Source organism: Pseudomonas soli (assembly GCF_021283165.2).
GTDB classification, from domain to species: Bacteria; Pseudomonadota; Gammaproteobacteria; order Pseudomonadales; family Pseudomonadaceae; genus Aquipseudomonas; species Aquipseudomonas soli.
The window spans coordinates 3,733,172-3,752,674 of the sequence record NZ_CP128543.1 but is presented as its reverse complement, the minus strand read 5'-3'; the positions used below and the strand labels follow the sequence as shown (position 1 = coordinate 3,752,674).

General features: G+C 63.6%; 18 protein-coding genes. 8 read left to right on the top strand and 10 right to left on the bottom strand.

The genetic code is table 11. From position 1 onward, the window contains the following. Positions 1-133 precede the first annotated feature (133 nt). The 4 genes from galU to ahpF all read left to right on the top strand — a co-directional run bounded on the left by galU (position 134) and on the right by ahpF (position 4,935). Positions 134-973: a UTP--glucose-1-phosphate uridylyltransferase GalU gene (gene galU / locus LU688_RS17310; RefSeq protein ID WP_023631140.1), complete on the top strand. Its 840-nt coding sequence runs from the start codon at positions 134-136 to the stop codon at positions 971-973. 98 nt (positions 974-1,071) lie between these two features. After that, positions 1,072-2,427 (top strand): glutathione-disulfide reductase, encoded by a 1,356-nt coding sequence (gorA, locus tag LU688_RS17305; protein WP_232888058.1) that lies wholly within the window; start codon positions 1,072-1,074, stop codon positions 2,425-2,427. Positions 2,428-2,683: 256 nt separating this feature from the next. Beyond that, positions 2,684-3,247, top strand: coding sequence for an alkyl hydroperoxide reductase subunit C (gene ahpC / locus LU688_RS17300; RefSeq protein ID WP_023631141.1), 564 nt, complete (start codon positions 2,684-2,686; stop codon positions 3,245-3,247). 125 nt (positions 3,248-3,372) lie between these two features. Continuing rightward, on the top strand, positions 3,373-4,935 hold the full coding sequence (gene ahpF, locus LU688_RS17295; protein WP_094011396.1) for an alkyl hydroperoxide reductase subunit F: 1,563 nt from the start codon (positions 3,373-3,375) through the stop codon (positions 4,933-4,935). A 72-nt stretch (positions 4,936-5,007) separates the two neighbouring features. Here the strand turns inward: ahpF and LU688_RS17290 are convergent, their stop codons facing one another. Then, positions 5,008-6,189 (bottom strand): MFS transporter, encoded by a 1,182-nt coding sequence (locus tag LU688_RS17290; RefSeq protein ID WP_094011397.1) that lies wholly within the window; start codon positions 6,187-6,189, stop codon positions 5,008-5,010. Positions 6,190-6,247: 58 nt separating this feature from the next. Further along, the gene (gene dkgB, locus LU688_RS17285) at positions 6,248-7,051 is read right to left on the bottom strand and encodes a 2,5-didehydrogluconate reductase DkgB (RefSeq protein WP_094011398.1); all 804 of its coding nucleotides are present in this window, start codon (positions 7,049-7,051) and stop codon (positions 6,248-6,250) included. Between the two features lie 299 nt (positions 7,052-7,350). Here dkgB and LU688_RS17280 point away from each other — a divergent pair, with 299 nt between their 5' ends. Then, positions 7,351-8,211: an AraC family transcriptional regulator gene (locus tag LU688_RS17280; protein WP_232888059.1), complete on the top strand. Its 861-nt coding sequence runs from the start codon at positions 7,351-7,353 to the stop codon at positions 8,209-8,211. A 76-nt stretch (positions 8,212-8,287) separates the two neighbouring features. Here LU688_RS17280 and LU688_RS17275 read toward each other — a convergent pair whose 3' ends face one another. From LU688_RS17275 to LU688_RS17265, 3 genes are all read right to left on the bottom strand, one after another. Next, a complete protein-coding gene (locus LU688_RS17275) occupies positions 8,288-9,853 on the bottom strand; it encodes a hypothetical protein (protein ID WP_094011400.1) in 1,566 nt (521 codons plus the stop codon). A 168-nt stretch (positions 9,854-10,021) separates the two neighbouring features. Continuing rightward, positions 10,022-10,516 carry a DUF934 domain-containing protein gene (locus LU688_RS17270; protein ID WP_023629994.1) on the bottom strand — a complete coding sequence of 165 codons (495 nt, stop codon included), beginning with the start codon at positions 10,514-10,516 and terminating at the stop codon, positions 10,022-10,024. Further along, positions 10,500-12,152 (bottom strand): nitrite/sulfite reductase, encoded by a 1,653-nt coding sequence (locus tag LU688_RS17265; RefSeq protein ID WP_023629995.1) that lies wholly within the window; start codon positions 12,150-12,152, stop codon positions 10,500-10,502. Before LU688_RS17265 ends, LU688_RS17270 begins: the two co-directional genes overlap by 17 nt. A gap of 216 nt (positions 12,153-12,368) precedes the next feature. On the opposite strand from LU688_RS17265, the gene LU688_RS17260 reads away from it, so the two are divergent. Continuing rightward, positions 12,369-13,445 carry an ABC transporter substrate-binding protein gene (locus LU688_RS17260; RefSeq protein WP_094011401.1) on the top strand — a complete coding sequence of 359 codons (1,077 nt, stop codon included), beginning with the start codon at positions 12,369-12,371 and terminating at the stop codon, positions 13,443-13,445. A 304-nt stretch (positions 13,446-13,749) separates the two neighbouring features. Here LU688_RS17260 and LU688_RS17255 read toward each other — a convergent pair whose 3' ends face one another. Together LU688_RS17255 and LU688_RS17250 are read right to left on the bottom strand one after the other, a co-directional pair. After that, positions 13,750-13,968: a DUF2970 domain-containing protein gene (locus LU688_RS17255; protein WP_094011402.1), complete on the bottom strand. Its 219-nt coding sequence runs from the start codon at positions 13,966-13,968 to the stop codon at positions 13,750-13,752. A 45-nt stretch (positions 13,969-14,013) separates the two neighbouring features. Then, positions 14,014-14,955, bottom strand: coding sequence for a LysR family transcriptional regulator (locus tag LU688_RS17250; protein WP_104445176.1), 942 nt, complete (start codon positions 14,953-14,955; stop codon positions 14,014-14,016). Between the two features lie 140 nt (positions 14,956-15,095). Here LU688_RS17250 and LU688_RS17245 point away from each other — a divergent pair, with 140 nt between their 5' ends. Next, the gene (locus LU688_RS17245; protein ID WP_038706377.1) at positions 15,096-16,325 is read left to right on the top strand and encodes an acyl-CoA dehydrogenase; all 1,230 of its coding nucleotides are present in this window, start codon (positions 15,096-15,098) and stop codon (positions 16,323-16,325) included. A gap of 87 nt (positions 16,326-16,412) precedes the next feature. On the opposite strand, the gene LU688_RS17240 is transcribed toward LU688_RS17245, so the two are convergent. Further along, positions 16,413-17,825, bottom strand: coding sequence for a purine-cytosine permease family protein (locus LU688_RS17240; protein ID WP_023631216.1), 1,413 nt, complete (start codon positions 17,823-17,825; stop codon positions 16,413-16,415). A gap of 271 nt (positions 17,826-18,096) precedes the next feature. Here LU688_RS17240 and LU688_RS17235 point away from each other — a divergent pair, with 271 nt between their 5' ends. Next, positions 18,097-18,522 carry a bifunctional (p)ppGpp synthetase/guanosine-3',5'-bis(diphosphate) 3'-pyrophosphohydrolase gene (locus LU688_RS17235; protein ID WP_023631215.1) on the top strand — a complete coding sequence of 142 codons (426 nt, stop codon included), beginning with the start codon at positions 18,097-18,099 and terminating at the stop codon, positions 18,520-18,522. A 6-nt stretch (positions 18,523-18,528) separates the two neighbouring features. On the opposite strand, the gene LU688_RS17230 is transcribed toward LU688_RS17235, so the two are convergent. Then, positions 18,529-19,218, bottom strand: a complete 690-nt coding sequence (locus LU688_RS17230; RefSeq protein WP_094011405.1) for an endonuclease — start codon at positions 19,216-19,218, stop codon at positions 18,529-18,531. Positions 19,219-19,224: 6 nt separating this feature from the next. Continuing rightward, positions 19,225-19,467, bottom strand: coding sequence for a DUF1654 domain-containing protein (locus LU688_RS17225; protein WP_023631213.1), 243 nt, complete (start codon positions 19,465-19,467; stop codon positions 19,225-19,227). Positions 19,468-19,503 lie beyond the last annotated feature (36 nt).

Below are 19,503 nucleotides of genomic sequence, written 5' to 3'. Positions count from 1 at the left end.
ACGGCCGTCCGGAACTATCTACACTGGAATATCTCTATGATGGCATCGGCCAGCGCGGGGGGCATTGTAAGGTGACCGCCGCCTGATTAGACTGCGCCGAATTTCGTACGCAAAGCCCTTGTTAAGGACGTATATGATCAAGAAATGCTTGTTCCCGGCAGCCGGTTACGGCACCCGCTTCCTGCCCGCTACCAAAGCCATGCCCAAGGAAATGCTGCCGGTGGTCAACAAGCCACTGATCCAGTATGGCGTTGAAGAAGCGCTGGACGCTGGCCTCAGCGAGATCTCCATCGTCACCGGCCGTGGCAAGCGCGCCCTGGAAGACCACTTCGACATCAGCTACGAGCTGGAAAACCAGATCAAGGGCACCGACAAGGAGAAGTACCTGGTCGGCATCCGTCGCCTGCTCGACGAGTGCTCGTTCTCCTACACCCGCCAGACCGAAATGAAAGGTCTGGGCCACGCGATCCTGACTGGCCGCCCGCTGATCGGCGACGAGCCGTTCGCCGTGGTGCTGGCTGACGACCTGTGCGTCAACCCGGAGGGTGACGGCGTATTGACCCAGATGGTCAAGCTGTTCAAGCAGTACCGCTGCTCGATCGTTGCCATTCAGGAAGTCGACCCGCAGGAAACCAACAAGTACGGTGTGATCGCCGGCGAAATGATCCGTGACGACATCTACCGCGTGACCAACATGGTCGAGAAGCCCAAGCCCGAAGACGCGCCGTCGAACCTGGCGATCATCGGTCGCTACATCCTGACCCCGGACATCTTCGACATCATCGCCAATACCGAGCCTGGCAAGGGCGGCGAGATCCAGATCACCGACGCCCTGCTGCAGCAGGCCAAGGATGGCTGCGTGATCGCCTACAAGTTCAAGGGCAAGCGTTTCGACTGCGGTGGCGCCGAGGGTTACATCGACGCGACCAACTTCTGCTTCGAGAACTACTACAAGACCGGCAAGGCGTACTGAGTTCGCCCGGCAGGTCCAGGAGCCACCCTTCGGGGTGGCTTTTTTGTCTGTGGCAGGTAACGGCGCTATGCTGGGCGCCTGCCTAGGAGACTGAATGCATGGCCTACGATTTTGATCTGTTCGTGATTGGCGCCGGTTCCGGCGGTGTGCGCGCGGCGCGATTCGCCGCGGGCTTCGGTGCCAGGGTGGCGGTGGCCGAGAGCCGTTACCTGGGGGGCACCTGCGTCAACGTCGGCTGCGTGCCGAAGAAACTGCTGGTGTACGGCGCCCATGTGGCCGACGAGCTGGAACAGGCCGCGGGCTTCGGTTGGACCCTCGAGGAGGGCCATTTCGACTGGGGTACGCTGATCGCCAACAAGAACCGCGAGATCGAGCGCCTCAACGGCATCTATCGCAACTTGCTGGTCAACAGTGGCGTCACCCTGCTGCAGGGACATGCCCGGATCACCGGCGCCAATGAAGTGGAGGTCGAGGGCCAGCGCTACACGGCGGCCACCATCCTGATCGCCACCGGTGGCTGGCCACAGATGCCCGACATCCCCGGCAAGGAACTGGCGATCACCTCCAACGAAGCCTTCTACCTTAAGGCATTGCCACGTCGCGTGCTGGTAGTGGGTGGTGGCTATATCGCCGTGGAGTTCGCCGGCATCTTCCAGGGCCTGGGCGCCGCTACCACGTTGCTGTATCGCGGCGACCTGTTCCTGCGCGGTTTCGACGGTTCGGTGCGCACGCACCTGAAGGAAGAACTGGAAAAGCGCGGCATGGACCTTCAGTTCAACGCCGATATCCAGCGCATCGACAAACTCGATGACGGCAGCCTCAAGGCCACCCTCAATGATGGTCGCGAGCTGGTGGCCGATTGCATCTTCTACGCCACCGGTCGGCGGCCGATGCTGGACAACCTGGGCCTGGAAAACACCGGGGTGGAGCTGGATCCGCGTGGTTTCATCCGAGTCGATGAGCAGTTCCAGACCACCGAGCCTTCGATACTGGCCATCGGCGATGTGATCGGCCGGGTGCAACTGACGCCGGTGGCCCTGGCCGAAGGCATGGCCGTGGCCCGTCGTCTGTTCAAGCCTGAGCAGTACCGTCCTGTCGATTACCAGAACATCCCGACCGCGGTGTTCAGCCAGCCGCCGATCGGCACCGTGGGCCTGACCGAGGAGCAGGCGCTGGCCGCCGGGCACAAGGTGCAGATCTTCGAGAGCCGCTTCCGGGCGATGAAGCTGACCCTCACCGACATCCAGGAGAAGACCCTGATGAAGCTGGTGGTCGACGCCGAGACTGACAAGGTCCTGGGTTGCCACATGGTCGGCCCGGATGCCGGTGAAATCATCCAGGGGCTGGGTATCGCCCTGAAAGCCGGGGCGACCAAGCAGCAGTTCGACGAAACCATCGGCGTGCACCCGACCGCCGCCGAAGAATTCGTGTCCATGCGTACCGTCACTCGCTGATACGCCTTATCGCGGGGCAAGCCCGCTCTTACGCCAGGTACCGCCGGGCGTGGGAGCGGGCTTGCCCCGCGATGCTTTTGACCCCGCGCAATCCTTTGCTCAGCCCAATCCCTTCTATTAATAATCCCGCCTTATAGCCAAAACCAATCGCAAGCATGAGCTTTGCCAATGAGCCTTTAACGGGACCAGCGGTTAGGATTCTCTCCGTCAACTGATTTCAACCCATTGAAATTCAATCCATGAAGGAGCGTCTCTCATGCCTATCATCAACAGCCAGGTCAAACCGTTCAACGCCACCGCCTACCACAACGGCGAGTTCGTCCAGGTCAGCGAAGCCGACCTGAAAGGCAAGTGGTCCGTCGTATTCTTCTACCCGGCCGACTTCACTTTCGTCTGCCCGACCGAACTGGGCGACCTGGCCGACAACTACGCCGAGTTCCAGAAACTGGGCGTGGAAATCTACGGCGTGTCCACCGACACCCACTTCACCCACAAAGCCTGGCACGACACTTCGGACACCATCGGCAAGATCAAGTACCCACTGATCGGTGACCCGACCCACGTCATCTCGCGCAACTTCGACGTGCTGATCGAGGAAGCCGGCCTGGCCGATCGCGGTACCTTCGTGATCAACCCGGAAGGCCAGATCAAGATCGTCGAACTGAACGACGGTGGTGTAGGCCGCGATGCTGCCGAGCTGCTGCGTAAAGTCAAAGCTGCCCAGTACGTTGCCGCTCACCCAGGCGAAGTCTGTCCGGCCAAGTGGAAAGAAGGCGAAGCCACTCTGGCACCGTCGCTGGACCTGGTCGGCAAGATCTAAGTCGATGCACACCCCGCGGGCGGTAGACAGCCGCCAAAGCTGAAGCAGTTACCGCCCCGTAAAAACGCCCGGGCGACCTCGCCTGGGCGTTTTTGTATCTGAGTTTTGAAAAAGGAATCGCCCGTATGTTGGACGCCACGCTTAAATCGCAACTGAAAACCTACCTGGAGCGGGTCACCCAGCCGATCGAGATCGTTGCCTCCCTCGACGACGGCGCGAAGTCCCGCGAATTGCACGACCTGCTGGTGGAAATCGCCGGCCTGTCGAACCTGATTACCTTCAGCGCGGACGGCGCCGACACCCGTCGCCCTTCGTTCTCGCTGAACCGCCCGGGGTCTGATATCAGCCTGCGCTTCGCCGGCATCCCCATGGGCCACGAATTCACTTCCCTGGTGCTGGCGCTGCTGCAAGTCGGTGGCCATCCCTCCAAGGCCAGTGCCGAAGTGATCGAGCAGATCCAGGCGCTGGAAGGCGAGTTCACCTTCGAGACCTACTTCTCGCTGTCGTGCCAGAACTGCCCGGACGTGGTCCAGGCGCTGAACCTGATGGCGGTGCTCAACCCCAATGTGCGCCACGTCGCCATCGACGGCGCGTTGTTCCAGGATGAAGTTGAAGCCCGCAAGGTCATGGCCGTGCCGAGCATCTACCTGAACGGCGAAGTGTTCGGCCAGGGTCGCATGGGGCTGGAAGAGATTCTCGGCAAGATCGACACCAATGCCGGCGCCCGCCAGGCCGAGAAGATCAATGCCAAGGACGCCTTCGACGTACTGGTGGTCGGCGGTGGCCCGGCCGGTGCCGCCGCAGCGATCTACGCCGCGCGCAAAGGCATCCGTACCGGTGTTGCGGCCGAGCGTTTCGGCGGCCAGGTGCTCGACACCCTGGCCATCGAGAACTTCATCTCGGTGCAAGAGACCGAAGGGCCGAAGCTGGCCACGGCCCTGGAAGAGCACGTCAAGCAGTACGACGTCGACATCATGAACCTGCAGCGCGGCGAAGCGTTGATCCCGGCCACCGACGGCGGCCTGCACGAAGTACGCCTGGCCGGCGGCGCCTCGCTCAAGGCCAAGACCGTGATCCTGGCTACCGGTGCCCGCTGGCGTGAGATGAACGTGCCGGGCGAGCAGCAATACCGCGCTCGCGGCGTGGCCTACTGCCCGCACTGCGACGGCCCGCTGTTCAAGGGCAAGCGCGTGGCGGTGATCGGTGGCGGCAACTCCGGTGTGGAAGCGGCCATCGACCTGGCCGGTGTCGTTGCCCAGGTGACCCTGATCGAGTTCGACAGCCAGCTGCGTGCCGACGCCGTGTTGCAGCGCAAGCTGCACAGCCTGCCGAACGTCAAGGTGATCACCAGCGCGCTGACCACCGAAGTGGTCGGCGAGGGTGAAAAGGTCACCGGCCTGCGCTACAAGGACCGCAGCACCGAGGCGCTGCATGACCTGGCGCTGGAAGGCATCTTCGTGCAGATCGGCTTGCTGCCCAACACCGACTGGCTCAAGGGCACCGTGGAGCTGTCGCCGCGCGGCGAGATCATCGTCGACGCCAAGGGCCAGACCAGCATCCCGGGTGTGTTCGCCGCCGGTGACGTGACCACGGTGCCATACAAGCAGATCGTCATCGCCGTGGGCGAGGGCGCCAAGGCTTCGCTGGCCGCCTTCGATCACTTGATCCGCACTTCGGCCCCGGCCTGACCGCCTGCGGTTGCAACGCTAGAACGCCGCCATCCCTTGGGGATGGCGGCGTTCTAATTTGTTTCGGCTGTCTCAGGCCGGCTTGCCCAAGGCCTCGTCGGTGGCCTTGCCACGCCCGCCCAGCCACACCAGCAGCAACCCGGTCGCCGCCAGCAGGCCACCGGCCATCGGCACCGCCGCGTAACCCAGGTCCAGGCTGATCACCGCGCCACCCAGAGCCGCGCCCACGGCATTGCCCAGGTTGAACGCGCCGACATTGATCGACGACGCCAGCCCCGGCGCTTCGGCCGCGGCGATCATCACCCGCATCTGCAGCGGCGGAACCACGGCGAAGGTGAATACCCCCCAGACCAGCAGCGCGAGCGCCGCGCCGACATGGCTGCCCAGTACCAGCGGCATCAGCAGCATGATCGCCGCCAGTGCGCCGAGGAAGATCCTTGCGGCACCGTCCAGCGACCAGTCGGCCAGCTTGCCACCCAGGCTGTTGCCCAGGGTGAAGCCGACGCCAATCAGCACCAGGCCGAGGGTGACGAAACTGGCGGAGGCGCCGGTCAGCTCGGCGAGCACCGGCGCGACATAGGTGTACAGGGTGAACATGGCGCCTGCGCCGAGCACGGTGGTGGCCATGGCCAGCAGCACGTTGGGACGGGCGATTACCGCCAGCTCCTTGCGCACATGGGGCACGTTGCCGCGCTCGCCCTTGGGCAGCGCATACCACAGGGCGGCGATGGCCAGCAGGCCGAGCACTGCGGTGCCGGCAAAGGCCATGCGCCAGCCGACCTGCTGGCCGAGCCAGGTGGCGGCCGGCACGCCGCCGATGTTGGCGATGGTCAGGCCCATGAACATGGTGGCCACCGCGCTGGCCTGCTTGTCCCGGGGCACCACGCTGGCGGCCACCACCGCGCCCAGGCCGAAGAAGGCGCCATGGTTGAGGCTGGTGATCAGGCGCGAGACAAGCAGGGTGTAGTAGTCCGGCGACAGCGCCGACAGCAGGTTGCCGAGGGTGAAGATGCCCATCAGCATCATCAGCGCGGCACGCTTGCCGAAGCGGCTGAACAGCAAGGTCATGATCGGCGCGCCGACCATGACGCCGATGGCATAGGCGGTGATCAGCATGCCGGCGCTGGGAATGCTGGCGCCGACGCCGTCGGCGATCACCGGCAGCAGGCCCATGGGGGTGAACTCGGTGGTGCCGATGCCGAAGGCGCCGATGGCCAGGGCGAACAGCACCCGTCCGGGGGAAAGCGTGCTCATTGGGAGCTCCGAAAAAGCGGTTGAAATCAGGGAGGTGGGCCTCCATGCCCGAAGGATATCAGTCCCAGGCCGGCGCCAGGCCGTCCGGGCTGACTTCACGGCCGTCGCGCTCCAGGGTGGCGATGCGCGCCATGTCGTCGGCGTCCAGACGCAGGCTCTGGGCGAGCAGGTTGCTGGCCAGGTTCTCGCGCTTGGTCGATGAAGGGATCACCGCGTAGCCCAGTTGCAATGCCCAGGCCAAGGCCACCTGGGCCACGGTGGCCTTGTGCTTGGCGGCGATTTGCGCCAGCAGCGGATCCTTCAGGACCTTGCCATAGGCCAGGGTCATGTAGGAGGTTGTGGTGATGCCTTGTTCCGCGAGGAAGGCGCTGAGCTTGCGGTTTTGCAGGTACGGGCTGAGCTCGATCTGGTTGGTGGCGATCTCGCCCTGGCCGACCACGGCGATGGCCTGGCGGGTCAGTTCGATGTTGAAGTTGGAGATGCCGATCTGGCGGGTCAGGCCCTGGCGCTTGGCCTCGGCCAGGGCCTGCATGTATTCGGGCAGCTCGACGCCATTGCCTGGTGCGGGCCAGTGGATCAGCAGCAGGTCGACATGCTCGGTGCGCAGCTTGGCCAGGCTCTCGCGCAAGCTGGGGATCAGTTTGTCGGCGGCGTAGTTGTCGACCCAGATCTTGGTGGTGATGAACAATTCGTCGCGCGGCACGCCGCTTTCGGCGATGGCCTGGCCGACCTCGGCCTCGTTCTTGTAGATCTGCGCGGTGTCGATGGCGCGGTAGCCCAGCTCCAGCGCCGACTTGACCGAGTCGATGACGGCCTGGCCGGTGAGGCGGAAGGTACCCAGGCCAAAGGATGGAATGCTCATGGATGTGCTCCTGTCGAGTGAATGCTTGCAGTGTGCGCGGTTCGGCGGGATTGATTAAGGCCTCGGCAAAACAAGGTCCTTTGAGCTGGAGTCATGAATGCGGGGTTGGGTTGTGATCAGAGCGTGACAATAATGGCGTACACGCGTGCGGCAGATACGCTGGATAGCACCGGCTTTGCTGGTGATCGCGGCCAGGCCAGGACTACCTGAGAATGTTGTGATTGAGCAAGTGCGGCTAGGCGGGGTCATGGCAGGATCGACGAAGCTGTGGCCTGCCGTATTTCCAGGAGCAACCTGATTTGTCAGTCAATGCCCTTTACCAGCAGCGGTTCGAGACCGTGCTTGCCTATATCGAGGACAACCTTGAAGGTGACCTGTCGGTGGAAACCTTGAGCGCTGTGGCACATTTTTCGGCGTTTCATTTTCACCGTCAGTTCAGTGCCTATGTGGGTGTCCCGGTTGCCCGTTATGTGCAACTGATGCGCCTGCGCCGTGCCGCGCATCGGTTGCTCGGCCAGCCCGAACACTCGGTGCTGGACGCGGCCCTGGTGGCGGGGTTCGAAAGCCCCGAGGCATTCAGCAGGGCGTTCAGGCGGGCCTTTGGGCATGCGCCCAGCGCGTTTCGCCGCCGGCCGGACTGGCAGGTATGGAATACGGTGTTTGCCATTCCTCATTTTTCCAGGAGCATCACCATGCAGGTACGAATCGTCGATTTCGCCGCCGTGCGCCTTGCCGCGCTCGAACATCGGGGGCCGCCGAGCCAGGTCAGCGAAAGCGTGCGCCGGTTTATCGACTGGCGCATGAGCAGCGGGCAATCGCCCGTGGCCAGCAGCCGCAGCTTCGGCATCCCCTACAATCATCCGGACACTACCGCGCCGGAAGACTTCCGCTTTGCCATCTGCGGGGAAATCCACGAGGCCGTGGTGCCGAACGTTCAGGGCGTGCGGGAGTCGAGCCTGCCTGCGGGGCGCTGCGCGGTGGTGCGGCATGTCGGCTCGCCGGATCATATCGGCGAGACGATCTACCCGATCTATCGTGATTGGCTACCGGGCAGTGGCGAGGAGTTGCGCGATCATCCGCTGTTCTTCCACTACCTGAGCATCTATCCGCAGACGCCGCTGGAACAATGGCAGACGGATATCTACGTGCCGATACGCTGAGCGCCAAGGCCGAGTGCAGACGAGCCCGCTTCTGCAGTCCTTGCAGGGGGGGCTTGTCTGCGCGGCGGCGCCTCGGTCAGTCGTGGATCTTCGCCGGGTCGGTTTGCAACTGCCACAGCCCGGCATGGGCCGCCAGTTGCGCGTCGAGGTCGTACTGGCTGCCGTTGCGCCGGGCCTTCTCATCGGTCTTGAACAGATCGTCGAGCAGGTTCAGCAGGTTGCGCGAGCGGCTCACCGACTCGGGTGTGCTGACATCGGACTCAAGCTTGCCACCCTCGTAGGTGAGCACGCGCTTGGTGCTGGTGGCCTCCTGGGTGGCCTTGGCTTCCTTGAGCACATTGTCGACGAACGACAATTCGGTGGTGCTGCTCGCCGTTTCGCTGAGCGTGTGGTAACGGTAGTTCTTCTCGTCGAACGGATCCGCTTCGGTGAGCTTGGCAGCGGACGACAGGCTCGAATGCCAGGCGGCATCCAGCTTGGCCTCCTGGCGTTGCTGACGGGCGATGGTGGTGCCTTGGCCACTGGTCGAGGTCGATTGCGACACCTGGTAGGCGAAGCGGTCTTCCTCGTCCAGGCGCCGTGCGTTCGGGCGGCTGGACGGTTGCACGATCGAGGCCTTGAAGTCGGCCAGGCCGCTGAGCAACGCACGGCTGTAGGTGTTCACCGCGTCGTTATGGCCCGCCGGGCGCGGGCTGTTGTCGTCGATGCTGTTCAGTTGGCTGAAGGCATCCTTGAGCAGCGAGGTCAGTTGCGCATCGCCCTTGCCGCGCTTCTGCGCCTCGTCGAACTGGGTCAGGTAGTTGTCCAGGGCGGCCTGGCGCTGGGCCTTGCCGCCCAGCAGCGCGCCGCCCTGGGAGTCGAGGTCCAGCTGCACCTGGCCACTCGGGCCATCGAGTTTCAGGCTGCGGGTGGAGCCGTCCAGGCGCAGGTCGAAGGTCTGTTGCCCACCACTGGGCAAGTCCAGCTTGGCATTCATTTGCAGGCCGCTGAACAGGTTCGGATCGAGCTTGACCAGCGAGCCGAGCTGCAGGCTCGGCGGTTGCCGGGTCAAACCATTGATCGCCGACTGGAAACCGTCGGCCAGGGCGGCCAAGCCCTTGAGCTCGTTGGCGTTGAGCTCGCCGCCCTGGACTTCGGCGTCGACCGCCAGGCCCCGCTCACCGTTGTACAAACCCAGTTTCACCGTGGCGCCGGAGGCGGTGGTGAGGCTGAGGGTGACGGTATTGCTGGCGAACTCGCGCAGGCGTGACTGCTGCAGGTTCAGCGGGGTGGTGTCGGTCTCGTTGACCTGCAGGGCTGACTGGGAGACGCGCTGGCCGCCGCTGGCCGCCAGCTGCTCCACCAGGGCGCTGCCCAGGCCCTGGAAGCGGGCGGCGGTGGAGGACGACTTGACCGCGCTGAACATGTACATGCTCAGCTTGTCCAGCCCGTCCTGTTCCCAGGTGTAGCTGGGCTGCGCGTTGTCCAGCGTGCCTCGCGAGGTGTAGGTCTCACTGTCGGGAACGCGGGTGTCCTGGCCCAGGATGACCTGGGTGCCTGGGGCGCTGGCGACGCTCGTGGGCTGGCGAACGATCAGGTTCTGCGTGGGAGCGGGTGGAGTTTGGATCGGCGTGAATCGCAGTGCCGAGGTGATTGGGCTCATCGTCGCTTTCCTTGCGGAGTGAAAAGGATATGCCTTGATATCGGCATGCCATCAGCAAACCTGAGTGAACATTCGGATTTTTCCTCGGCCTATCCGGAATGGTCGTCTTGCCGGCGCAGAAACGAATCGGCCCGCCAGAAGGCGGGCCGGGAGTACTGCAAGCGACGATCAGCGGCGGCGGAACAGCGGCAGCGGTTCGTCGGTGGCGCCCTGGTAGGTCACCGAGAAGTCCTTCAGGCTCTGCAGCGCGTCTTCCGGGTCCTTGTCGGCACGGATGGCGAACGCGTCGAAACCGCAGCGGGCCATGTAGAACAGCTGGTCGCGCAGCACGTCGCCAATGGCGCGCAGCTCGCCCTTGAACTTGTAGCGGTCACGCAGCAGGCGCGCATTGGAGTAGCTGCGCCCGTCGGTGAAGGCCGGGAAGTTCAGGGCGATCACCTGGAAGTGCTCGACGTGCTCGCCGATTTCCTCGGCTTCTTCGTCGCTGTCCAGCCAGATGCCCAGGCCGCCGTCGCGCGCCTTGAGCAGGCTCGGATGGTCGCGCCACAGCTGCAGCGGCACGATGTAGTCGTCGCAGTTGGTCAGTTCGTCGATCGAAACGTCCTTGGGCAGCAGGTGCCAGGTTTCGTCGACGATCTGGTTGTTCTTAATGATTCGCTGCATAGACGCGCTCCTTGAAGGGATCGATGCCGATCCGCTGGTAGGTATCGATGAAGCGTTCGTCTTCAGTGCGTTGCTCGACGTACACATTGATCAACTTTTCAATCACGTCGGCCATGTCGTCCTGGGCGAAGGAGGGGCCGAGGATCTTGCCCAGGCTCGCATCGCGGGCAGCGTTGCCGCCCAGCGAGACCTGATAGAACTCCTCGCCCTTCTTGTCCACGCCAAGGATGCCAATGTGGCCGACGTGGTGGTGGCCGCAGGCGTTCATGCAGCCGGAGATATTCAGGTCGAGCTCGCCGATGTCGAACAGGTAGTCCAGGTCGTCGAAGCGGCGCTGGATGGATTCGGCGATCGGGATCGACTTGGCGTTGGCCAGCGAGCAGAAGTCACCGCCCGGGCAGCAGATGATGTCGGTCAGCAGGCCGATGTTCGGGGTGGCGAAGCCTTGCTCGCGCAGTTCCAGCCACAACGCGTGCAGCTGACGCTGCTCGACGTCGGCGAGGATGATGTTCTGCTCGTGGGAGGTGCGCAGGTAGCCGAAGCTGTAGCGCTCGGCCAGGTCGGCGACCGCGTCGAGCTGCTTGTCGGTCAGGTCGCCCGGGGCGACGCCGGTGGGCTTGAGCGACAGGGTCACGGCAACATAGCCCGGCTTCTTGTGCGCGCGGGTGTTGCGCGAGCGCCAGCGGGCAAAGCCCGGGTGCTCGGCGTCCAACGCGCTGAAGTCGGTGTTGTCCAGGGCCAGGTACTCAGGGTCGACGAAGTGGCGGGCGACGCGCTGTACTTCGGCCTCGGTCAGGGTGGTGTTGCCGCCACGCAGGTGGACCATCTCGGCCTCGACCTTCTCGGCGAACACTTCCGGGGTGAGGGCCTTGACCAAGATCTTGATCCGCGCCTTGTACTTGTTGTCACGACGGCCGTAACGGTTGTACACGCGCAGGATCGCGTCCAGGTAGCTGAGCAGGTCCTGCCAGGGCAGGAACTCGTTGATGAACGCGCCGATCACCGGGGTACGGCCCAGGCCGCCACCGACCAATACGCGGAAGCCCAGCTCGCCCGCGGCGTTACGCACCGGCTCCAGGCCGATGTCGTGCACCTCGATGGCGGCGCGGTCGTCGCTCGAACCATTGACGGCGATCTTGAACTTGCGCGGCAGGTAGGCGAATTCCGGGTGGAAGGTGGTCCACTGGCGGACGATTTCGCACCACGGGCGCGGGTCGACCAACTCGTCGGCGGCGACACCGGCGAACTGGTCGGTGGTGACGTTGCGCAGGCAGTTGCCGCTAGTCTGGATCGCGTGCATCTGCACGGTGGCCAGCTCAGCGAGAATGTCCGGGATGTCTTCCAGCGCCGGCCAGTTGTATTGCACGTTCTGGCGGGTGCTGATATGCGCGTAGCCCTTGTCGTAGTCGCGGGCGATTTTCGCCAGCATGCGGGCCTGGCGTGCGTTCAACTGGCCATAGGGCACGGCGACTCGCAACATCGGCGCGAAACGTTGGATATACAGGCCGTTCTGCAGGCGCAGAGGGCGGAATTCTTCTTCGCTCAGCTCACCGGCCAGGTAGCGGCGGGTCTGATCACGGAACTGCTTGACGCGGTCCTCGATGATCCGCTGATCGTACTCGTCGTATACGTACATATAAGTCCTGTCTCAGGCTGCATGCAGCTAATCGCGCGCACGGCCGCGCACTCCGGGTCGGAGCGGGGAAACGATAGCAGAGTGGGTTTATGCGCTAAAGTGATGTTTTAGCATATGAAAAGAACTATTTGGACTAAGTGAGACTGACTGGCATTTGTCCGCTGCGGTACATCACGGGGCTATAATCCGGGGTTTGCTCCGCAGGGATGTAACAGCATGCTCAAGGCCTTGTGCCAGAGCCTGTGCCTGAGCCTGCCGCTGGCAGCTAGCGCACAGGCCGCTTCGGTGGTGTTTCTCAATCCAGGCTACTCCAACGAAACGTTCTGGGTTGACTATTCACGCTTCATGCAGGCCGCCGCCAGCGACCTCGGCATGACCTTGCGCGTGCAATATAGCGAGCGTCGCGCCGACCTGGCCCTTACTCAGGCCCGTGAGGTGCTGCAAGGACCACAGCGCCCGGACTACCTGGTGCTGGTCAACGAGCTGTACGTTGCCCCAGAGATCATCCGCTTGTCGCGAGGCACCGGAGTCAAGCTGTTCCTGGTCAACAACGGCCTCACCGACAGCCAGGCGCACAGTGTCCAGGCGCAGCCGGACAAATATCCTGAAGTGCTCGGCTCGTTGGTCAGCAACGACGAGGAGGCTGGTTACCAGATGCTCAAGGCGCTGGCGGCGCAACTGCCTGCCGCACCCGGGGCGGTCGACTTGCTGGTATTCGCCGGGGTCAAGACCACGCCGGCCTCGCAGTTGCGCGTGCAGGGCATGCGCCGGGCACTGGCCGAGTTCCCCCAGGTGCGCCTGCGCCAGGTGGTGTACGGCGGCTGGAGCCGCCAGCGTGCCTTCGAACAAGCGCAGATGCTGCTCGAGCGGTACCCCGACACCCGCCTGGTATGGTCAGCCAACGACCAGATGGCATTCGGTGCCATGCAGGCGTTCCAGGCACTAGGCAAGGTGCCCGGGCGCGATGTCCTGTTCAGTGCGGTCAATAGCTCGCCTGAGGCTCTGCGCGCGCGAATCGACGGGCGTTTGAGCGTACTCATGGGTGGGCATTTCACCTTGGGTGGCTGGGCCATAGTCATGCTGCACGATGACGCCCGAGGGCTGGCGGTAGGCCGCGATGGCCAGCGCGAGCACAGCGCGCCGGCTCTGCAACTGATCGACTCAGCCAAGGCGCGGCGCTGGCTCGAGTTGTTGGAGCAGGATGGCCATGGTATCGACTTCCACCGTTTCAGTGCCGAAGGGCGACCGGCAGATTTCCGCTACCCGTTTCTCACGTCACCCGTCGAGTATTGAAAGACCCTGCTTGAGCGAAGGGCATTGCTGGACTTAACTGCTGCTTGTGAAGTGCATTCCCATAACCACTACAAGAGGCAATGCAATGGGAAACTCTACCAAGGTCCGCAAAGCTGACAGCAGTGTCGATGCCTGGGCGATCCTCTGTCTGATCGTGCTGGTGGTGGTCACCGCGGTGTACTGGGTCAGCCATCAATAGCGGATAACTGCTCAAGACCGTGAGAAGCACCTGAACCGCCCGCGGAAGGGATATCCGCGGGCGGATTGCGTTTTGGCAAGCAGTATTGGCGGATTTGCCCTGTGATCAGCGCGCCGTCAGGTGCATCGCCAACTGCACCAGGCCGATCAGCACGAAGATGAAGATCAGCGTGAACACTGTCCCCATCACGATGAAATGGCTGGCCTTGCCATAGGTGAAGTCGCGGGCGCGGTTCTTGCCGCTTTGCACGCCAAACGCCGCGGCAAGGATGCTCTGCAGCATCTGCCAAAAGGTCGGTGGCTTGCCATGTTGGCTGTCGTCCATGAGTGGCTCCTGGGTTCAGAGGCAATCATCGACAGTGTAGGCGACTCAGGCCGATGCGATCGCCGGGCTTGCCTTTTCCTGGTCGTCCTGGGCCACCACCCGCTCGCACAACTCGATGATCTGCTCGCGCATCCAGCGGTTGGCCGGGTCCTGGTCGGTGCTCTCGTGCCAGTAGAGATGGGTCTCCAGCGGCGGAACTTCCACTGGCAGTGGCTGGTGGCGCAACTGGTGGCGGCGGGCGAAACGTTCTGGAACGGTCATCACCATGTCGGTCTGCTGTAGCACCTGGGAGGCCATCAGGTAGTGCTGCGAACGCAGGGCGACACGGCGTTGCACCCCCATTTTGCCAAGGGCCAGGTCCACATAGCCCAGGCCATTGCGGCGGCTGGAGATATGGATATGGGTCATGGCCAGGTAGCCGTCGAGAGTCAGCTTATCGTCGGCTTGGGGGTGACCGGGACGCATGGCGCAGACGTAGCGGTCCTGCATGAGCTTGACGTGCCGAACCTGTGGATCGGTGTTAAGCGGCGCGTCGACGGCGAAGTCCAGGCGCCCGGCGGCCAGCTCCTTTGTGGTTTCGCGGCGCTTGCACAGGAAACTCTCGATCACCAGGGCTGGGGCAAGCCGGCGCAGGCGCTGGAACAGCGGCGGCAGGATCACCGCTTCGGTAAGGTCGGTCATGCTGATGCGGAAGGTCTTGCTCGCCTGCAGCGGGGTGAAGATGCGGCTTTCCTGGACCGAGGTGCGCAGCAGCGACAGCGCGTTGCGTACCGGGCCGATGATGTTCTGCGCCATGGGCGTGGGCACCATGCCTTGGGCGGTGCGCACGAACAGCGGGTCGTTGAATGTCTCGCGCAACCGTGACAGGGCGTTGGAAACCGCCGGCTGGGTGATGCCGACGATCTGCCCGGCGCGCGTCAGGTTGGCTTCGGTGTAGATCGCGTCGAAGACGATGAACAGGTTGAGGTCGACCTTGCTGAGGTTCATGGGCGCCGCTCTTTGTTGGAGTTATGGATCGATCATATATTGGTTATGAATGTTTATACACGAAGAAAATAGACTAGGTGGATGAAGGGTGGCTGTTCTAGGCTCAGGTCCATGTTCTTCATTGACGGAAGGTAGCCCCGATGGATTTCGCCTATTCGCCCAAGGTCCAGGTACTGCGCGAACGCGTCAGCGCATTCATGGATGCATACGTCTACCCGGCCGAGCCGGTGTTCGAGCGCCAGGTAGCCGAGGGCGACCGCTGGCAGCCTACCGCTATCATGGAGGAGCTCAAGGCCAAGGCCCGCGAGGAAGGACTATGGAACCTGTTCCTGCCCGAATCCGAATATGGTGCAGGGCTGAGCAACCTTGAGTACGCGCCATTGGCCGAGATCATGGGCCGCTCGCTGCTGGGGCCCGAGCCGTTCAACTGCTCGGCGCCGGACACCGGCAACATGGAAGTGCTGGTGCGCTACGGCAGCGAGGCGCAGAAGCGCCAGTGGCTCGAGCCGCTGCTGCGCGGCGAAATCCGCTCTGCGTTCGCCATGACCGAGCCGGACGTGGCCTCTTCGGATGCCACCAACATGGCCGCCACCGCCGTGCGCGACGGTGACGAGTGGGTGATCAACGGCCGCAAGTGGTGGACCTCCGGCGCCTGTGACCCGCGCTGCAAGGTGATGATCTTCATGGGCCTGTCCAACCCCGATGGCCAGCGTCATCAACAGCACTCGATGATCCTGGTGCCCACCGACGCAGCCGGCGTGAAGATCGTCCGCCCACTGCCGGTGTTCGGCTACGACGACGCGCCACACGGCCATGCCGAAGTGTTGTTCGAGAACGTGCGGGTGCCTTACGAGAACGTGCTCCTCGGCGAAGGCCGTGGCTTCGAGATCGCCCAGGGCCGCCTCGGGCCTGGGCGCATCCACCATTGCATGCGTTCGATCGGCATGGCCGAGCGCGCCCTGGAGCTGATGTGCAAACGCTCGGTCGAGCGCACCGCCTTTGGCCGGCCGCTGGCGCGGCTGGGCGGCAACGTCGACAAGATCGCCGACTCGCGGATGGAGATCGACATGGCCCGGCTGCTGACCCTCAAGGCCGCCTACATGATGGACACCGTCGGCAACAAGGTGGCCCGCAGCGAGATCGCCCAGATCAAGGTGGTGGCGCCGAACGTTGCGCTGAAGGTAATCGACCGGGCCATCCAGATCCATGGCGGGGCAGGGGTGAGCGGTGATTTCCCCTTGGCCTACATGTATGCGATGCAGCGCACCCTGCGCCTGGCCGACGGACCGGATGAGGTGCACCGGGCGGCGATCGGCAAGTATGAGATTGGCAAGTATGTGCCGAAGGAGATGCTCCGTAGCGAGCGCTAGGGTTTCCTGCCTGGGTCGTGGTGGCTGATATTGACGACAGAAGACCCGCCGCAGCGGGTCCCCTCGTCAACTTTCAGCCCGGCGGACTCAGACCCCCGCCGCCAGCTTCGCACTCACCTGCCGACGACGATACGCGCTGTCGCGGCTGGCCAGCCACCAGTACAGCGGCGAGGTGATCGCCAGCCCCACCAGCCACGACAGGTCGGCGCCGTTGATGTGTGCGGACACCGGCCCGACATACAGCGGCGTGTTCATGAACGGGATCTGCACCACGATACCCACCGCGTAGGCAATCAGCGCCTGGGGGTTGTAGCGACCATAGATGCCACCGTCGATCTTGAAGATCGAGTCGATGTCGTAGTCGCCCTTGTGGATGACATAGAAGTCGATCAGGTTGATCGCCGTCCACGGCACCAGCACCACCAGCAACACCAGCACCATGTCGACGAAGTGGCCGATGAAGTCCGCCGAGGCGAACACCGCCACCACGCAGCAGGCCGCCAGCACGAGCAGCGACAGCACGGCGCGGCTCTTGGCAGTGGGGATCCAGCGGTAGGCGAAGGTCTGTACCAGGGTGATGATCGACAGCACCGCGCCGTACAGGTTGAGGGCGTTGTGGCTGATCACGCTGAGCAGGAACAGCACCAGCATCAGCGGGCCGAGGGTGCCGGTGGCAAGCTTGACCGCGTCCATGGTGTCCATCCCGGCAGGGATCGCCAGCACCGCCACCGCGCCGAAGATGAATGACAGGCTCGAGCCCAGGGCCGAGCCAAGGTAGGTGGTCCAGAAGGTCGAGGACACTTTTACGTCAGCCGGCAGGTAGCGCGAGTAATCCGACACGTAGGGCGCGAAGGCGATCTGCCACAGCGCCGCCAGGGACACGGTGGCCAGCCAGCCGGCCAGGTTGAAGCCGCCGCGGGTGAGGAAGTCGTCGCTCTGCACATGGCTGAAGATGTAGCCGAAGCCGACCACGATGCCGATGCCCAGCACCCAGGTACCGATGCGGTTGAGCACGTGGATGAAGCGGTAGCCGATTATGCCGATGATGCCCGAGCCCAATGCACCGATGACGATACCCACGGACACCGGCACCGTCTCGACCACGCCATGTAGCGACTTGCCGGCCAGGACGATGTTGGAGGCGAAGAAGCCGATGTACATCACCCCGGCGATGACCACCACCAGCAGGGCGCCGAGCGAACCGAACTGGGCGCGGCTCTGGATCATCTGCGGAATGCCCATCTGCGGGCCCTGGGCAGAGTGCAGGGCCATGAGCACGCCGCCTACCAGGTGGCCGACCAGGATCGCGACGATGCCCCAGACCAGATTGAGGTGGAATAGCTGCACGCCGAGTGCGCCGGTGACGATGGGCAGCGGCGCGATGTTGCCGCCGAACCACAGTGTGAACAGATCCCTTACCTTTCCATGGCGGTCTTGCGGTGGCACATAGCCGATCGTGTGTTTCTCGATGAGGGGGGCCGAATTGGCTGCACTGGTCATGACTGACTCCAAGGCAAGGTGGGGCATCGGGGATTGCCCGGGTGCGTGCCGGCAAAGGGCGACGCGTTCTTGTTGGCGCGATGATGCGGGGCGGGCGGGGATCCAGAAATTAGTAAATTTGTGCTCATGAGCCTTAAAAAACCTAAGGCTGGAAAAAGCTTGAATGGGAAGGGCGGCAAGCGCGCTGCCGAGGCGCTTTGGCGCCGGACAAACCACGCCCATGACGCAGCGGCTATGCTTTCCAGTGCGCGGGTTGAGTGGGGAGTACTTCATGGCGACGCTGGAACGGGCCATCGCGATGGCCATCAAGGCACACGAAGGGCAGTTCGACAAAGGTGGGGCGGCTTACATCCTTCACCCGCTGCGGGTGATGGGGCGGGTGATCACTCCTGAGCAGCGCATTGTCGCGGTGTTGCACGATGTGCTGGAAGACACGCCGCTGACCCTGGCCGACCTCGCCCGTGAAGGTTTCCCGCTGAAGATCCTCGCCGCGCTGCTGGCGCTGAGCCGGCGCGAGGGCGAGAGCTACGAGGCGTTCGTCATTCGCCTGGGTGTGGACCCCTTGGCGCGCCAGGTGAAGCTGGCGGACCTGGCCGACAACAGCGACCTTTCGCGCATCCCTTGCCCAGGCCCGGCCGATGTGGCCCGGCTGTGCCGGTACCAGCAGGCCAGCGCCTACCTGCAGACGCTGGCCTGAGGGCCTTTAGCCGCAGGCCTTGAGGTTGACCGGGCCGACGAAGGCGTTGCCGCGCCCCATCACGCATGCCACCTGCTGGTTGCGCTGCAGCTCCCAGGGCTGCGGCGGGTAGGTCTTGTTCCAGGCCTCGAACAACTGGCGGTCCTGTTTGGACAGGCGCAGGTCGTACTGCTTGCTCATGTAGAAGTAGGTGCGCGCGATCATCCCGCGGATCGACGGGCGAGGCATGACCTTCTTGGCCTTGAAGTCGACCTGGGTCAGGCAACTGCCGTACTGGCCATGCTGCTCGGGCAACCAGCCGAAGCTGAAGTTGCTGCGGTCGCCGTTGACCTCGCCGATGCTCGGCACCAGGTTGTGCAGGTCGGCCTCGGCGCGCTGGTAGACCTTGTCGTGGCGCGAGCAGTTCTTGCGCCCGCCGTCCTGCCAACACTGGCGTTGATGGCCGATCTGCCAGGCCGGGACAATGTGTTCCCACTCGATGCGCGAGGCACGGTTGAGGTTCTTGCGCGGCGCATAGCCGCAAGACGCCAGGTCGACCTTGTTGCCCTGGTACTTGCAGCCGCAATAAAACTCGGTGGACTGCGGCGCGTACAGCTTCCAGGCAACCTTCTTGGCCTCTTGGAAGGTGCGTGGGGCGTCGGCGTGGGCGAGGGGGGGGAGCAGCAGCAGGCAGGCAGCGAAAAGCGAAACTCTCATGTGCAATCAGTCTTCCTTCGGCACGGTCCAGAACACCTGCACGCCGCCATCGTCGCGGTGGGCGAGGGTGACGTTGTCGTTCTCGGCGATTTCCTCGAGCAGCGTGGCCCAGTCATCGGGCGATTCGTGCTCCAGGCGGAAGATCAGGGCGGCGCGGCTGCGCTGGGCGGTGGGGCTGTTGATGATCTTCTGGATGCGCTGACCCAGTAGTTCATAACTGCTTGGCGACGCTGAGGCGGGTTTGGCCACGGGGCTGTTCCTTGTTTTGCTGTATGTGCATACAGT

Excerpts from the sequence above, each read along its gene's own strand:
- galU (WP_023631140.1), top strand. The coding sequence starts at position 134 with ATGATCAAGAAATGCTTGTTCCCGGCAGCCGGTTACGGCACCCGCTTC.
- gorA (WP_232888058.1), top strand. The coding sequence starts at position 1,072 with ATGGCCTACGATTTTGATCTGTTCGTGATTGGCGCCGGTTCCGGCGGT.
- ahpC (WP_023631141.1), top strand. The coding sequence starts at position 2,684 with ATGCCTATCATCAACAGCCAGGTCAAACCGTTCAACGCCACCGCCTAC.
- ahpF (WP_094011396.1), top strand. The coding sequence starts at position 3,373 with ATGTTGGACGCCACGCTTAAATCGCAACTGAAAACCTACCTGGAGCGG.
- LU688_RS17290 (WP_094011397.1), bottom strand. The coding sequence starts at position 6,189 with ATGAGCACGCTTTCCCCCGGACGGGTGCTGTTCGCCCTGGCCATCGGC.
- dkgB (WP_094011398.1), bottom strand. The coding sequence starts at position 7,051 with ATGAGCATTCCATCCTTTGGCCTGGGTACCTTCCGCCTCACCGGCCAG.
- LU688_RS17275 (WP_094011400.1), bottom strand. The coding sequence starts at position 9,853 with ATGAGCCCAATCACCTCGGCACTGCGATTCACGCCGATCCAAACTCCA.
- LU688_RS17270 (WP_023629994.1), bottom strand. The coding sequence starts at position 10,516 with ATGCAGCGAATCATTAAGAACAACCAGATCGTCGACGAAACCTGGCAC.
- LU688_RS17265 (WP_023629995.1), bottom strand. The coding sequence starts at position 12,152 with ATGTACGTATACGACGAGTACGATCAGCGGATCATCGAGGACCGCGTC.
- LU688_RS17260 (WP_094011401.1), top strand. The coding sequence starts at position 12,369 with ATGCTCAAGGCCTTGTGCCAGAGCCTGTGCCTGAGCCTGCCGCTGGCA.
- LU688_RS17255 (WP_094011402.1), bottom strand. The coding sequence starts at position 13,968 with ATGGACGACAGCCAACATGGCAAGCCACCGACCTTTTGGCAGATGCTG.
- LU688_RS17250 (WP_104445176.1), bottom strand. The coding sequence starts at position 14,955 with ATGAACCTCAGCAAGGTCGACCTCAACCTGTTCATCGTCTTCGACGCG.
- LU688_RS17245 (WP_038706377.1), top strand. The coding sequence starts at position 15,096 with ATGGATTTCGCCTATTCGCCCAAGGTCCAGGTACTGCGCGAACGCGTC.
- LU688_RS17240 (WP_023631216.1), bottom strand. The coding sequence starts at position 17,825 with ATGACCAGTGCAGCCAATTCGGCCCCCCTCATCGAGAAACACACGATC.
- LU688_RS17235 (WP_023631215.1), top strand. The coding sequence starts at position 18,097 with ATGGCGACGCTGGAACGGGCCATCGCGATGGCCATCAAGGCACACGAA.
- LU688_RS17230 (WP_094011405.1), bottom strand. The coding sequence starts at position 19,218 with ATGAGAGTTTCGCTTTTCGCTGCCTGCCTGCTGCTGCTCCCCCCCCTC.